The organism is Morococcus cerebrosus, from assembly GCF_022749515.1.
GTDB classification, from domain to species: Bacteria; Pseudomonadota; Gammaproteobacteria; order Burkholderiales; family Neisseriaceae; genus Neisseria; species Neisseria cerebrosa.
On record NZ_CP094242.1, the window covers coordinates 317,820 to 331,516 of the forward strand.

Genomic DNA, 13,697 nt, shown 5'->3' on the forward strand with positions numbered 1-13,697 from the left:
GAAGGTGATGCAGCATGGACTTTGCTTTCAAATGTTATGGAAAAAGCTTTTAAAGTTTTCGGCATAATTTGCCGATAAAGCTTGTGCCACAAGTTTTGGTTTGCTGGACAGCATATAGTTTGGCAAGTTTGTTCTAAAAATCATCAACTCAATGCCGGCATATGATTTTTCAAAAAAACGTCGTCTGAAAATTTTTCAGACGACGTTTTTATATTTTGTCGTTCAATGGCGTTATTCTGCCGTATCAGAAGCAGCCTCTTCTTGTCCTTTGATTGCCTCCAATGCGGCAAGTTGTGCCGCGACACCTTGTTCGATTTTCGACAGGCTGGCAGATTTTGCTTCGTGGTAGGCTTCTTCTAAGGCGTAGCTGAAGCCGACATCGTCTGTACCGCCGTGGCTTTTGATGACGATACCGCGCAGACCGAGCAGGATGGCGCCGTTGAATTTGCGGGGGTCCAGTTTGCTTTTCAAGCCTTTCAGGGCGGGGAGGGCGGCGACGGCGGCCATTTTGTTGAACAGGTTGCGTTGGAATTCCTGACGGATGGCTCCGCTCATGAATTTGACCGCGCCTTCGATGGTTTTGAGCATGATGTTGCCGACGAAGCCGTCTGCGACGATAACGTCGGCTTCGCCATATAGAACGCCGTTGCTTTCGATGTTGCCGATGAAATTCAGTTTGCTGCTTTTGAGCAGTTTGAAGGTTTGTTTGACGGTGTCCGTGCCCTTGATGTCTTCGGTGCCGACGTTAAGCAGACCGACACGCGGGCTGCCTTTTTGCGGGTAGAGGGCTTGGAAGAGTTCATTACCGATGATGGCGAACTGTACGAGCTGCTCGGGCGAGCAGTCGACGTTTGCGCCCAAATCGAGGGCGAGGGTCAGGTGTTCGCTGTCTGAGGGCAGGAACTTGGCGATGGCGGGGCGGTCGATGCCGGGAATGGTTTTGAGGACGAAGCGGGCGGTCGCCATGAGCGCGCCGGTGTTGCCGGCGGATACGGCGGCTTGCGCGTTGCCTTCTTTGACTTGGTTGATGGCAATGCGCATGGAGGAGTCTTTTTTATTTTTCAGGGCAAGCTGAGGGGCTTCATCCATGCCGACGACTTCGGAGGCGTGGAGCACGGTAATGCGCTCCATCGGTGCGTTGGCTGCGGAGAGGGCTTGGCGGACGGCGGATTCGTCGCCGACCATAATGAGGTGTACGTCTTGCTGCTGTTTCAAAAAGGCAAGGGCACCGGGGACGGTAACTGGGAGACCTGAGTCGCCGCCCATGGCATCTACGGCCAATGTAATCATGTTGTTCTCCGGTTTGTGCTGTGAAGCGGAAGAGGGGCGGTGTCGGCTGCCTCTGTGGGTTTGTTCGGCTTCACAGTCGGTTTCAGACGACCTTTTTGCGATACGCAGCACGGGGTCGTCTGAAAAGGGGTGTATGTGTGGTCGGGGGCTTCGGATTGAAGGGTTGCGTTCCACATTCTAATGCGTTTTATGAAGATACGCTGAAAAGAGGCAAAATCTCGTTTTGTCGGTGTTCTACGGATTTTGCTTTTGCCGTTTCGGGAGAAGGCGGGCTTCTCCGTCGCGGGCTTATTTTTTGCCTTCGGCGGCAAGGTGGTTGTGTTCGTCGATGTCGAGTGCGTCCCAAGGGTAGTTGATCCACCAGTCTTCTACGGTAAGGCCGCTGAAGTAGGGGATGCCTTCGGGGATTTTGCCGACTTTGGCTTTGATTTTTTCGTGCAGGACGGCAACACCGATGGTGCCGAAATCTTCTTTTTGCAACTCGGTCAGGCAGAATTCCATGGTCACGCGGCTGTCGTCGACTTCATCGACTACGAGCACATTCTTGCCTTTCAACGCGTCAGGCACGGGGTCGAGCCATTGGACTTTTTTGACTTCTTCCGTCACCTGTCCTTCGTTGTCGCTGTCGTAATAGGCGGTGGTTACGGCGTAAATCGGGATTTCCAGAAAGCAGCGCAGCATACGGGCGGGGATGAAGCCGCCGCCGCCGATGGCGATCATGGCATCGTATTTGACGCCGGAGTTTTGGATTTTTTCCGCCAACGCTTTGATCACGCGGTGGATGTCGTCGTAGGTGTACCAGATTTTCTGTTTCATGGCGATTCCCGATTCAATGGGGTGTATCAGTTTGAACTGCAAGGATTTTGTGCTGCATTTTGAAGTATGGGCAGGCATGGAGTCGGGCAGTTCGGATGTAATGTAAAAAAGCCAGCATTGCATGGCAATATTCTGGCTTTTTCAGTCAGTCGAATAAGATTATTCGCCTTTGGCTTTCACTACTTTACGGCCGCGGTACATACCGTTGGGGGAAATGTGGTGCGGGCGGTGTACTTCGCCGGTTACGCTGTCAACAGACAGAGAAGGCGCGGTCAAAGCGTCGTGAGAGCGGTGCATACCGCGTTTGGAAGGGGATTTTTTGTTTTGTTGAACGGCCATTTCAAGCTCCTAGATAAATAAAACTGTGTCCTGATTAACTGCTTTTCAAACCTGCTAAAACAGCAAAAGGGTTGGGTTTGTCCTGATTGACTTGTTCCAGCGCGGCATTGTCGCAGTTTTCGTGGCGCGGGGAGAAGGGGAGCGACATTAGGATTTGGTCTTCCACCAACCCGCGTACGTCGAGTTCTTTCTCAATCGGCATGCCTTCCAACTCTTCGTCGGCAAGCATTGCTTCATCCAAGTCCTCTTCATTGGCGAACAAAACGATACGGCTGGTTTCGTCGAGCGTAAACGGCATGGGGCGGATACATCGTTGGCAAATCAGCGGCATATCGGCTTTGACGTTCAAATCGAGAAACAAACGCTGCAGTCGGTCGCGTCCGCCGCTCAGCGTAAACGACACTTTGGTCTGTTTGTCGGCCGGATAATCGTGCGAACGGACTCGTTCGTCCAATTCCTCAAGCAGGAAGCTGCCTTGCAGGGTCTGCTTTTCGGAGGCGAAAACTTCTGGGTCAATCAAATTAGGGTCTGACATAAACGGGGTATGATATAATTTCGACAGTCTAACGTCAATATTTTTAAGCAAAATATGAGTGCAAAACTGCCTTTGATATTGGGTTCGGGTTCGGTGTTCCGCCGCGCGCAGCTCGAACGTTTGGGCGTTGATTTTCAAACTGCCGCGCCTGATTTCGACGAAACGCCTGCTGCGGGTGAAAACGCGGCGGATACTGCCTTGCGTTTGGCGGAAGGGAAGGCGCGTTCGCTGGCGGGTCGATTTCCTGCCGCGTTGGTGATCGGCGCGGACCAAGTGGTGTGGTGCAATGACCGCCAGTTGGGCAAACCGATGAACGTCGCAAATGCACAACAAATGCTCAGGGGTTTGAGCGGCAGAAAGATTGAATTTTACAGCGCAATCGTGCTTTTGAATACTGCTTCGGGACGTATTCAGCGCCATGTCGATAACACATCGGTCGTGATGCGCGCGCTGACAGACGGGCAGATTAAGCGTTATCTGGCGCGCGAGCCGGACGCGGTTTACTGCGCGGGTGCGGCGAAGAGCGAGGGCTTGGGCGCGGCGTTGCTGGAGCGAATAGACAGCAGTGACCCGAACGCGCTTATCGGTTTGCCCATCTTCAAACTGGTCGAGTTTTTAAAAAACGAAGGCGTAGAAATCATTTAGGTCGTCTGAAAACAGCCGTTTGACGGTTTCAGACGACCTTCCGTATAGGAAACACCATCATGTCCCCGATTCTTTACCTGATTCCCACTCCTTTGGGCGCACCCGATACACCCTGCCTGCTGCCGCACGAACAGGCGCAGATTACCGGCTTGACCGATTTCGTGGTTGAGGCCGAAAAAACCGCCCGCGCCCATTTGAAACATTTGGGTATCACGACCCCTATCCGCGAGCTGAACCTGCAAACCCTCAATGAACACACCGACTTGAAAACCCTGCCCGAACTTCTGAAACCTTTGCAGGAAGGGCGCAGCATGGGCATCCTCAGTGAAGCAGGCTGTCCTGCGGTTGCCGATCCCGGCGCGAATTTGGTGGCATTGGCGCACCGACACGGCTATGAAGTCCGTCCGCTGATCGGCCCGTCCAGCCTGTTGCTCGCGCTGATGGCGTCGGGGGCGAACGGGCAGAATTTCGCGTTCAAAGGCTATCTGCCGTCCGAGAAAAGCGAGCGTATCGCCGCTTTGAAGAGCTTGGAACAGCGTTCGCGCCAGCAAAACGAAACCCAGCTTTTCATCGAAACGCCTTACCGCAACGACGTGTTGCTCGCCGACGCGCTGGAAACGCTGTATCCCGAAACCCGCCTCTGCACTGCAACCGACCTGACTTTGCCGACGCAGGAAATCATCAGCCAAACCGTTGCCGCTTGGCGGAAATCGAAAACGCTGCCGAATTTGAAAAAACGCCCGACGATATTTGTGTTGCACGCGGGTTAGGAAAGTAGGGGTGGGCGGTTGGACGGATTAGAGCCCGCCATACTGAAAAAGGTCGTCTGAAACCTTCCAGATAAGGTTTTCAGACGACCTTTGTTTTATCTAAAGCTTATCCCTGCTTCGACATCATGCTGCCCATTTGACCCAGCCCATCGCCCAAGTCAGCAGAATCAATCCGCCGAAGACGATGCGGTAATAGGCAAACGGAACATAGTTTTTGCTGGACACGAATTTCAGCAGCGATTTAATCGCCAAGAGGCCTGCCAAGAAAGCGGCGATGAAACCGACGGCAATCAGGCCGACATCTTGCAACGTGAAGAGTTTGTAGTGTTTCAATACGTCATAGCCGGTAGCGGCAATCATCATCGGTACGGCGAGGAAGAAAGAAAATTCGGTCGCAGCTTTGCGCTCGATGCCCCACAGCATACCGCCCATAATCGTACTGCCCGAACGCGAAGTCCCCGGCACCAGCGCGCAGATTTGGGCGCAGCCGACCACAAGCGCGTCAATCGGACGCATTTCATCCACGCTTTTGACTTTCGGTTTGATTGTGCTTTGGCGTTTTTCGACCCATAAAATAAAGAATCCGCCCAATACCAACATGGTGGCGACGGTAATCGGGTTAAACAGATATAATTTAATTTGTTTGCTAAACAGCAAACCTACGACTGCCGCTGGCACGAACGCGACGGCAAGGTTCAACACGAAGCGGTTGGCGGTGCGGTCTTTGCCCAGTCCGGATAAAACGGAGGTAAAACGCTGACGGTATTCAAAAATCACGGCAAGCACCGCGCCCAGTTGGATGGCAATTTCAAATACTTTGCCGTTGCTGTGGAAATTGAGCAAGTCGCCCAATACAATCAAGTGGCCGGTACTTGAAATCGGCAGAAATTCCGTTAAGCCTTCCACAATGCCCATAATCAGGGCTTTTAATAAAGTCAAAATGTCCATATTGCTTTCTTTTTTGGTTTTCAGACGACGTTTGCCCGTCTGGATTTCAGGATGAAGCGGTATCGGAATCGGAAAAATGCTGCGGTATGACGGTATTTGCCCCATCCCTTAGCAGTATCGTTTTTATGGATTTTACGCCACCCAAAACAAACAGACAGTTCGGAAACCGCCTGTTTTTTTGCGGTCATTCCGAAACTGCCTGGCTAAATTCCGTCAGCGCGCGGCTTTGCCGGAACGCTCTTGGCGGACTTTGTTAATCAGCTCGCCTATGATTTTCTGCCCATTCGCCCAATCGCTGCTGAATATGACCCGATATTTGCCGCCGACGATGACGTCCGGCGTGCCGTCGATACGGTAAGTCTCGGTCAGGCTTTGCATTTTTTTAGCGGCTGCGAGGCTGGCGGGTGCGTCGTATGCGGCAATCAGTTTTTTGCTGTCAAAGCTTTTTTGTGCCGCCGCCCAGCTTTTGAAAGTGGCGGTATCCGCCAAATTGATTTTCTGCTCGTGTACGGCTTTGAAAATAGCGGGGTTTGCCTGATACTTCAAACCCGAAGCGTTAACCGCCGCGGCAACCCGCGCCAAGCCCAGCATTTCAGGCATCCAGACGACGTGTTCGGTACGCAGGTAAACGTCTTTCGGGAAAGTTTTGCTGTATGACAGCAAGACGGGATCAAAGTTTTGGCAATGTATGCAGAAATAGCCGAAAAATTCCAAAACTTCGATTTTGGATGCGTCTCGTTGCGGAATCGGTTTGTTCAAAACCGTGTAATCCACACCTTCGACCGCAGCCTGCGCGCTTGCGGAAAAGGCAAGCGCAAGGCTGAAGAGGACGGCTGCCGGTTTGGTTGTCCATTTCATTGCTGCCTCCTTATTGAGCCGAACGCATCAGGCTGTTGATATTGTGTTTTTGCAAGTCTTTCTGAACGTTTTTTGCGGCTTCAGACGACATGCTGTTGCTCTGTACGCGGTAAACGGTTTTGTCGCCGTTGGTGCGTTCGACCACTTTAGACGAAATGCCCAGCATGGCGAGTTTGGCACGTTGCGCGTCGGCGCTGTTGCGGTCGGCGTACGAACCCATTTGCAAGATGACTTTCTTACCGCCTTCCGCAGTTTTGGCTTCGGCTTTGGCATTGTCGGCTTTAGCGGTTTGTTTTTCTGCTTCGGCTTTTTTCACTTCTTTCGCCGCGCCTTTATTTGCTTCCTGACGGGCTTTTTCGATGCTGCCGCTGTTCAGGATTTGCTCGGGGGTCGGTTTGTTGGTTTTGGCCGTTTCGGTTTTCTTGGCTTCGGCGGCTTTCTTCTCTGCCGCTTTTTTCTCGGCAAGTTTGCGCTCGGCGCGCGCTTTTTGTTTATCCGTCAACTCGGCTGCCTTTTTGGTTTTATCGGCGGCTTCTTTGTCGGCTTTTTCTTTTTCTGCACGTTTTTTCGCAAGCTCTGCCTTTTTCTCGGCGAGTTTTTGTCTCAACTCGCGTTCGGCAGGTTCTTTGTCTTCTTTTTCAGCTTCACGCAGGGCTTTTTCTGCTTCGCGGGCTTCGTCTTCCGCTTCATGGACGGCACGCTCTTTTTCCGCTTTTTCTTTGTCCGCGCGTTCTTTCTCAGCTTTGGCTTTATCTGCCTTTTCTTTCGCTTCTTTGTCTGCGCGTTCTTTTTCTTTGGCTGCCGCATCGTCGTCGGCTTCGCTGCGTTTCTGTTCGGGCTTGGCTTCTTCTGCCGGACGCTCTTTCTCTACGGGAACGACGACAGGCTGTTCTTCCGTCTCAGGCTTGGATTCAGGTTTAGATTTTTCCTGCGGCTTGAGGATTTCAGGCTCGGTTTGCTGTTTTTGCGGCTCGGTCGCGCCTTTGAAGGCGTTCGGGGTGTCTTGATTCAGAAAATACAGGATGCCCCCGATCACGCCGGTGGCGAGGATGAGGCCGAAGAAAAAGCCGAAAAGGCCTTTGCCGTATTGAGTGTTCTTATTCATGAGATACCTATATTGATGATGCCGTTCAGACGACCTTTTGGCGGCAGAGGAATCTGCTGCTGCCATCGGCAGGGACGGGTCATTTTATCAATATCCTTTATATTGGGCAAAAATGCGCCGTTTGTTTACATGGTTTTTACGAAAACCGCCGTGATGTTAGGACGCGCTGACAATTTACCGACGACGGGCTTCTTTTGCCCGAACAGAATACTCCGCATTGGACACACCAGCAAGATACCCGACCCGTCTAAACTTTTATAGTGGATTAAATTTAAATCAGGACAAGGCGACGAAGCCGCAGACAGTACAGATAGTACGGAACCGATTCACTTGGTGCTTCAGCACCTTAGAAAATCGTTCTCTTTGAGCTAAGGCGAGGCAACGCCGTACTGGTTTAAAGTCAATCCACTATACTTTGAATCTTCCGTTTTCAGTACCCAAGGTCGTCTGAAAAACCTTACAACGCGCGGCGGAAGCTGACGGCTTTCAAAACATGGCTTCTGCCGACTTCTTCATCGCCCGCCAAATCCGCCAGCGTGCGCGCCACGCGCATGATGCGGTGGAAGCTGCGTGCGGAGAGGGAGAGTTTTTCCAACAGGCTGCCCAAGGCTTCCTGCGCTTCTTTTTGGATGCGGGCGGACTTGTCGAGTTCACTGACGCTCAAGGCGGCGTTGACTTTGCCCTGCCGCGCGTATTGCTTGTCGCGGGCGGCGATCACGCGCGCCAACACGACGGCGCTGCTTTCCCCCGCTTCCTGCTGCATCAGTTCGGCAGCGGACAGGCTGGGGACTTCGATGGTCAAATCGATACGGTCGAGCAGCGGGCCGGAAATTTTACTGCGGTAACGCGCGACGCTTTCAGGCGTGCAGCGGCAGGGTTTGACGGGATGCCCGAGATAACCGCACGGACAAGGGTTCATGGCGGCGACGAGCTGGAATTTGGCGGGATAGATGGCTTGGCGCGCCGCACGGGAAATGTGGATTTCGCCGTTTTCCAACGGTTCGCGCAAAACTTCCAAAACTTTGCGGTCAAACTCGGGCAGCTCGTCCAAAAATAAAACGCCGTGATGCGCCAATGAAATTTCGCCCGGACGCGGATCGGAACCGCCGCCGACCATGGCTGCCGAGCTGGCGCTATGGTGCGGGCTGCGGAAAGGACGGTGGCTGTCGAGTTGTTGCTGATGATTGGGCAGAAGCGAACGCAATGCCCATACCTCGACCAATTCGTCTTCGGTCAAAGGCGGCAGAATGCCGGGCAGCCGTTGGGAAAGCATGGACTTGCCCGTTCCCGGCGGACCCATCATCAAGAGGCTGTGCCCGCCCGCGGCGGCGATTTCCAAAGCAAGGCGGGCGGTGTGTTGACCTTTGACATCGATGAGGTCGGGCAGTTTGGCGTTTTCAGACGACCTCTGCGGGACTTGGCAGGCGGTTTGCGCCAAGGGTTCGATGCCGTTCAAATGGGCGGCGACTTCACCCAACGAACGCGCGCCGTAAACGGTAATGCCGCGCATCACGGCGGCTTGTTCTGCGTTTTCCTGCGGCAAGACGAAAGAACGTCCCGCCTGCATACCCTGCCATGCCATCGCCAACGCGCCGCGCACGGGGCGCAACATGCCGGAAAGCGCCAGTTCGCCGGCAAACTCGTATTGCGCGAGCTTTTCGGGTGCGATTTGCCCGGATGCGGCGAGGATGCCCAGCGCAATCGGCAGGTCGAAACGACCCGATTCTTTGGGCAGGTCGGCGGGGGCGAGGTTGACGGTGATTTTTTTGGCGGGGAAGTCGAAACCGCTTTGGATGATGGCGGCGCGCACGCGGTCGCGGCTTTCTTTGACTTCGGTGTCGGGCAATCCGACGATATTGAAATGAGGCAGGCCGTTGGCAAGGTGAGCTTCCACTTCGACCAACGGCGCATTCATGCCGCTCAAGGCGCGGCTGTAAACCAAGGCAAGCGACATGTTTCAGACGACCTTATTCGCCGGCTTCGGTTTGCTGTTTGATTTCTTCGACGGCTTCTTCGGCTGCGGCTTCGGCAGCTTCCAAGGCAGACTGCTCAGGCTCTTGCGCGGCTTCGAGTTTTGCCAGACGCTCCTCCAGCTCGACCAATTTGGTGCGGGTTTTAATCAAAACCTGCTGCTGGATGTCGAATTCTTCGCGCGTAACCAAATCCATACGGTTGAACGCGCTGCCGAGCATGGCTTTGACGTTTTTCTCCATGTCTTTGGCGGGGCTGTTGGCGATGGTTTCGCTGATTTTTGCGCTGACTTCTTCAAAGAGTTGTTTGCCGAACATAATCCGTATCCTTTATATCAGAATATATAAAATCCAAGCGTATTGTATAAGGAAAAAGGTCGTCTGAAAACGGGCATTCTGCTGCCGCGCCTTTTCCCTTCCAAACATCGCCCGCGTGTAGCAAATGCCCGCAAAATTGCTCAATCTTGCGGGCATTTTTGAAACGGCTTTTGCCGTCTGTTTCGATATTCGGCGTATTTTAACGCTCGACGCGGGCATCAAAAATCGGCATCACCCACGCACCGCCGGTAAAGCCTTTGCACGAGCCGGTAGTGTATTCGCCGCTGCGGACGAATGCCTTGCCGTCCCACGCTGCCGTATTGCTTGTCCAACAGTCGCCTATGCCGCGGCCTTTGAAGCTGCCGCTGAGGGTGGCTGTTTTCTCGTCGAATCCGCCGTGCCCGCCGTATACCATCGGCGGCAGCACTTGTTCGATTTTGGTCAACTCTTTATCGGCAATGGCATAGTAGCCGCTGGTTTGATAAGCACCGCCGATACAGATGGCCGAAATCAACACCTGACGTTCGTTGAGCGGATGGACATACAGGCTGCGGTTCCAATTCATTTGCTCTTTATTGTGCAGGGCGTAACAGTAATTATCGTCGCCTTCGGAAACGCGGTTGCTGTTGCGCAGCAGCTTCATGACGGCGCTGTGGCGCGGTGTGTCTTGTTCCAGTATATCGCCTGCTGTTTTCGGCACGGCAACGGCGCGGATGACGGGCTTAGGCTGCGGGCTGAGGACTGCCTGACTGCTGTTGCCTTTGCGTATCAGCGCGGAAGGCGTATTCAGACGACCTTGGAATTCGTCTGCTTTCAACATTGCCGCCGCCGCGCCTTTGTCGGACAAATGCCATTCATATTTTCCGGCGCGGATGCTGATTTTGCTTTCTTTTTTCAATGCTTCGAGCAAGGCGTTGGTTTGCGCGCTGCTCAATTTGCCTGTGCCTTTTTTATTCAACGCCAATTTGCCCAGCGATTTGCCGTTCAGCATCAATTCGCTGCGTGCTGCCACACGGGCGAGTTGACGCTCATCGTCGTTAAACGGCAGCAGGGAAACTTCGCCGGCTACGGCGGCGCTCGCCCCCGCTTTTCGGGTAAACAAGATGGAAACCGGCGTTTCTGTTTCGTCCGCCTGATATCCGGCAAGACGGCATGTGCCGGTATTGTCGCAAGCGATGTCCCAGTCTTAGTAATTTTGATAAAAGCCTTGAGGCGGAGCGGCCAGTGCGGTGGCGGGCAAAACAGCCAGCAGCCATTTTTTCATGATGTATTCCTTCAGTTTTATTTTATTAGTGGATGTGCAAAAAAACAGCGCGGCAATGTAAAACAGCGCCACACTGTTCTTGTGTAAAACAAACGTATGATACGTCGTTTGCCAAAAAGTTTTTGAACAGACGAAAAAAGGTCGTCTGAAACTCCTTTTCAGACGACCTTTTTTAAGATATACAGGCTGCGTGTTTAATCATCGTTGTAATCGTAGTAATCATTGTACCAGTCGCGGTATTTACGATAGTGGTGTTTATGTCTTTTGTAGCGTGCCTCACGGTAGTAAGGATCGTCATAGTCGTAATCATCACGATCGTAGCGGTAGTCGCGGTAACGGCGGTCGTACCAATAGCTGTCGTTGTCTTTCTGGTTCATTTTTTTATTTCGATAGGCGTATGCATTACCTGCCAAACCACCTGCTACCGCGCCGATGAACGCGCTTTGTTCATCGTTACCCAATAGTCCGCCTAAAGCTGCGCCTGCTGCTGCACCGATAAGGGTAGCTTTTCTTTGGTTGTCAGTGCCCCTAGCTTCCGCATTGATGGAGGGGAGGCTGAGGCTGGCGGCGAGTAATACCGCCATAAGCGGTTTCATAGTCATTGTTTCGTCCTTTCGTGAAACACGGCAGGTGCCGGAGAATGGTCAGCATTATAGTCATTCTTTTGTTCGCCGTTCATTTTTCTGTAGAAAATTAGCGTAAACAAATGTTGTTTGTTGAGGCGCGATTGCTTGGTTGATGGATTGGAAGTCTTAACTATATTGGATTTGACGGTAACAAAACGCCCCGAAGCCGGAATGCGGTTTCGGGGCGTTTGGGTTTCAGACGACCTATGCGGTGTCTGCAACACTTATTTGAAAAAGCCTATTCTTCAGGCAGCCGCCATACGGACAGAATGAATCCGCCCCAGATGACGACGAGTGCGATAATCATCATGATGATGGCTGAAGTACTCATTCTTTGTCTCCTTGTTCATGTTCGTGTTCGTCTTTGACGTTGAAGTTTTGACCATGTTTCCAAGGCAGAAGCGACAGCAACACGGCAATGACAATCAGACCGATCGACATGCCCCAGCCGAAGATATTGAGGAAATCGTCGGGATATTTCGAGTAGTTTTCTTTAAGCAGGCCGATTGTGTCTTGGTACAACATATAGCCGAGCATGGCAACGGTAAAGATGACGCTGGCAGTCCAAATCGCACCGACGCGGACGGAGGAGAGCGCGTTCAGGTGGTTGCGCAGCTCGGGCAGTTTGCGCAGGACGATGATGGCCAAAACATAAACGAAGCCGGCGGCGACGATGCCGTAGGTGTTGACGAATTTGTCCAATACGTCCAAAACGGGCAGGCCGGTGGTCGTACCGAAGAGCAGGGTGGAGATAATGCCCATCGGGATGCAGACGAGCAGGGTAGCGTTGACGCGGCCGATGTTCAATTTGTCCTGAATGGCGGCAACGATGACTTCGACGATGGAAATCATCGAGGTAATGCCTGCGAATACCAGCGAACCGAAGAACAATACGCCGATCAGCGCACCCATCGGAGCTTGGTTGATGATGGTCGGGAAGGCGATGAAAGCCAAACCGATGCCGCTGGAAGCAACTTGACTGACGGCTTGTCCATTGGCTTGTGCTATAAAGCCCAGCGCGGCGAATACACCGATACCGGCGAGCAATTCAAAGCTGCTGTTGGCAAAGCCGACAACCAAGCCGGTACCGCCCAAGTCGGTTTTTTTCTTCAGGTAGGAAGAGTAAGTCACCATGATGCCGAAGCAGATGGAGAGCGAGAAGAAAATCTGACCGTATGCGGCAACCCAGACTCTAGGATCGGAAAGTTTCGACCAGTCGGGCGTAAACAGCGCGTCCAAGCCCTTAGCCGCGCCCGGCAGCGTCAGCGAGATGCCGACCATGATGATGAACATAATCAACAGCAGCGGCATGAAAAACGAAGATGCGCCTGCCACGCCTTTTTGTACGCCCAAAGCCATGATGATGCAGGTAAACAGCCATACGCCGATCAGCGGGCCGACGACTTTGCCGACAAAATCCAAGCCCAAAGCTTCAGGACCTGCCATGTTCAAAAAGTCTTTAAAGAAAAACGCCTGCGGATCTGCGCCCCATGCCGCGTTCAGCGAGTAATACGCATAGCTTGCCGACCAGCCGATGATGACCGCGTAGTAGATACAGATGATGACGTTGGTCATGACGTTCCACCAGCCCACAGGCTCGAACCAGCGGCCGAGGCGGCGGAAAGCCAGCGGAGCAGAGCCGCGGTAGCGGTGGCCGATGGCGTAATCGAGCAGCAGCAGCGGGATGCCCGCAGTCAAGAGCGCGACCAGATAAGGGAGGAGAAATGCGCCGCCGCCGTTTTCGAAGGCGATGTAGGGGAAACGCCAGATATTGCCCAAGCCGACGGCAGAGCCGATGGCGGCAACCATAAACGCGCGGCGGTTGTTAAACGTCGCGCGTTCGTTTGTTTTGGAACCAGACACGATGATACCTCTTGCTTTGATGTGGTATGAGAACAGCCGCTTGGCGGCTTACGGTTATAGAAATGAAGTCTGACAGGGGTAATGTCGTCTGAAAAAAACAATCGGCTTGTGGCCTTTGTTTACAATCTATGGCTGTATCGTAAAAAAATTTAACAGGATTGGCAAGCGGAAAACAGATTTAAGTTGCGTTTCAGGCAGTTCTGGGAATTTCAGACAGCCTTGCATTGCCCAAGGGCAGGGTGAGTTGCCGGATGTGGACGTTATTGTTTTTTGCGTTTAGGGCTTGTTGTGCAATTTGGTATGAATTCGAATGCACATTATTTTTTAAGGAATGACGTAAAAAATAAAAG

At 52.9% G+C, this 13,697-nt stretch carries 16 protein-coding genes and 1 pseudogene; 3 read left to right on the top strand and 14 right to left on the bottom strand.

Features of this window, described 5'->3' with window-relative positions:
* Positions 1-231: 231 nt before the first annotated feature.
* The 4 genes from plsX to MON37_RS01460 all read right to left on the bottom strand — a co-directional run bounded on the left by plsX (position 232) and on the right by MON37_RS01460 (position 2,980).
* Complete coding sequence (plsX, locus tag MON37_RS01445; RefSeq protein ID WP_039408852.1) at positions 232-1,290, bottom strand: phosphate acyltransferase PlsX; 1,059 nt, start codon at positions 1,288-1,290, stop codon at positions 232-234.
* Between the two features lie 288 nt (positions 1,291-1,578).
* A complete protein-coding gene (locus MON37_RS01450; RefSeq protein ID WP_039408881.1) occupies positions 1,579-2,106 on the bottom strand; it encodes a phosphoribosyltransferase in 528 nt (175 codons plus the stop codon).
* 159 nt (positions 2,107-2,265) lie between these two features.
* On the bottom strand, positions 2,266-2,445 hold the full coding sequence (gene rpmF / locus MON37_RS01455) for a 50S ribosomal protein L32 (RefSeq protein ID WP_003744026.1): 180 nt from the start codon (positions 2,443-2,445) through the stop codon (positions 2,266-2,268).
* 34 nt (positions 2,446-2,479) lie between these two features.
* Positions 2,480-2,980: a YceD family protein gene (locus tag MON37_RS01460; RefSeq protein WP_003776445.1), complete on the bottom strand. Its 501-nt coding sequence runs from the start codon at positions 2,978-2,980 to the stop codon at positions 2,480-2,482.
* Between the two features lie 54 nt (positions 2,981-3,034).
* Here MON37_RS01460 and MON37_RS01465 point away from each other — a divergent pair, with 54 nt between their 5' ends.
* Both MON37_RS01465 and MON37_RS01470 read left to right on the top strand, forming a co-directional pair.
* Positions 3,035-3,625, top strand: coding sequence for a Maf family protein (locus MON37_RS01465; protein WP_039408849.1), 591 nt, complete (start codon positions 3,035-3,037; stop codon positions 3,623-3,625).
* 59 nt (positions 3,626-3,684) lie between these two features.
* The gene (locus MON37_RS01470; RefSeq protein WP_039408846.1) at positions 3,685-4,395 is read left to right on the top strand and encodes an SAM-dependent methyltransferase; all 711 of its coding nucleotides are present in this window, start codon (positions 3,685-3,687) and stop codon (positions 4,393-4,395) included.
* A gap of 123 nt (positions 4,396-4,518) precedes the next feature.
* On the opposite strand, the gene MON37_RS01475 is transcribed toward MON37_RS01470, so the two are convergent.
* From MON37_RS01475 to MON37_RS01485, 3 genes are all read right to left on the bottom strand, one after another.
* Positions 4,519-5,343, bottom strand: a complete 825-nt coding sequence (locus MON37_RS01475) for an undecaprenyl-diphosphate phosphatase (protein ID WP_039408878.1) — start codon at positions 5,341-5,343, stop codon at positions 4,519-4,521.
* Between the two features lie 213 nt (positions 5,344-5,556).
* Positions 5,557-6,201 (bottom strand): thiol:disulfide interchange protein DsbA/DsbL, encoded by a 645-nt coding sequence (locus MON37_RS01480; RefSeq protein WP_039408843.1) that lies wholly within the window; start codon positions 6,199-6,201, stop codon positions 5,557-5,559.
* 10 nt (positions 6,202-6,211) lie between these two features.
* Positions 6,212-7,306: an SPOR domain-containing protein gene (locus MON37_RS01485; protein WP_039408840.1), complete on the bottom strand. Its 1,095-nt coding sequence runs from the start codon at positions 7,304-7,306 to the stop codon at positions 6,212-6,214.
* 256 nt (positions 7,307-7,562) lie between these two features.
* Here MON37_RS01485 and MON37_RS12380 point away from each other — a divergent pair.
* Positions 7,563-7,753 (top strand): annotated as a pseudogene (locus MON37_RS12380) (hypothetical protein); the annotation flags it as partial.
* A gap of 10 nt (positions 7,754-7,763) precedes the next feature.
* Here MON37_RS12380 and MON37_RS01490 read toward each other — a convergent pair.
* The 7 genes from MON37_RS01490 to MON37_RS01520 form a co-directional block, all read right to left on the bottom strand.
* On the bottom strand, positions 7,764-9,260 hold the full coding sequence (locus MON37_RS01490; protein ID WP_039408837.1) for a YifB family Mg chelatase-like AAA ATPase: 1,497 nt from the start codon (positions 9,258-9,260) through the stop codon (positions 7,764-7,766).
* Between the two features lie 13 nt (positions 9,261-9,273).
* Complete coding sequence (locus MON37_RS01495) at positions 9,274-9,594, bottom strand: accessory factor UbiK family protein (RefSeq protein ID WP_039408834.1); 321 nt, start codon at positions 9,592-9,594, stop codon at positions 9,274-9,276.
* A 199-nt stretch (positions 9,595-9,793) separates the two neighbouring features.
* Entirely contained in the window at positions 9,794-10,771 is a 978-nt protein-coding gene (locus tag MON37_RS01500) for a DUF1176 domain-containing protein (protein ID WP_242883813.1), read from the bottom strand.
* A gap of 9 nt (positions 10,772-10,780) precedes the next feature.
* Positions 10,781-10,930 carry a hypothetical protein gene (locus MON37_RS01505; protein ID WP_242883737.1) on the bottom strand — a complete coding sequence of 50 codons (150 nt, stop codon included), beginning with the start codon at positions 10,928-10,930 and terminating at the stop codon, positions 10,781-10,783.
* A gap of 122 nt (positions 10,931-11,052) precedes the next feature.
* Positions 11,053-11,460 carry a YMGG-like glycine zipper-containing protein gene (locus MON37_RS01510; protein WP_039408828.1) on the bottom strand — a complete coding sequence of 136 codons (408 nt, stop codon included), beginning with the start codon at positions 11,458-11,460 and terminating at the stop codon, positions 11,053-11,055.
* A 262-nt stretch (positions 11,461-11,722) separates the two neighbouring features.
* Positions 11,723-11,815, bottom strand: a complete 93-nt coding sequence (locus MON37_RS01515) for a methionine/alanine import family NSS transporter small subunit (RefSeq protein WP_016687493.1) — start codon at positions 11,813-11,815, stop codon at positions 11,723-11,725.
* On the bottom strand, positions 11,812-13,347 hold the full coding sequence (locus MON37_RS01520; RefSeq protein ID WP_052242833.1) for a sodium-dependent transporter: 1,536 nt from the start codon (positions 13,345-13,347) through the stop codon (positions 11,812-11,814). The genes MON37_RS01515 and MON37_RS01520 overlap by 4 nt, the downstream gene beginning before the upstream one ends.
* Positions 13,348-13,697 lie beyond the last annotated feature (350 nt).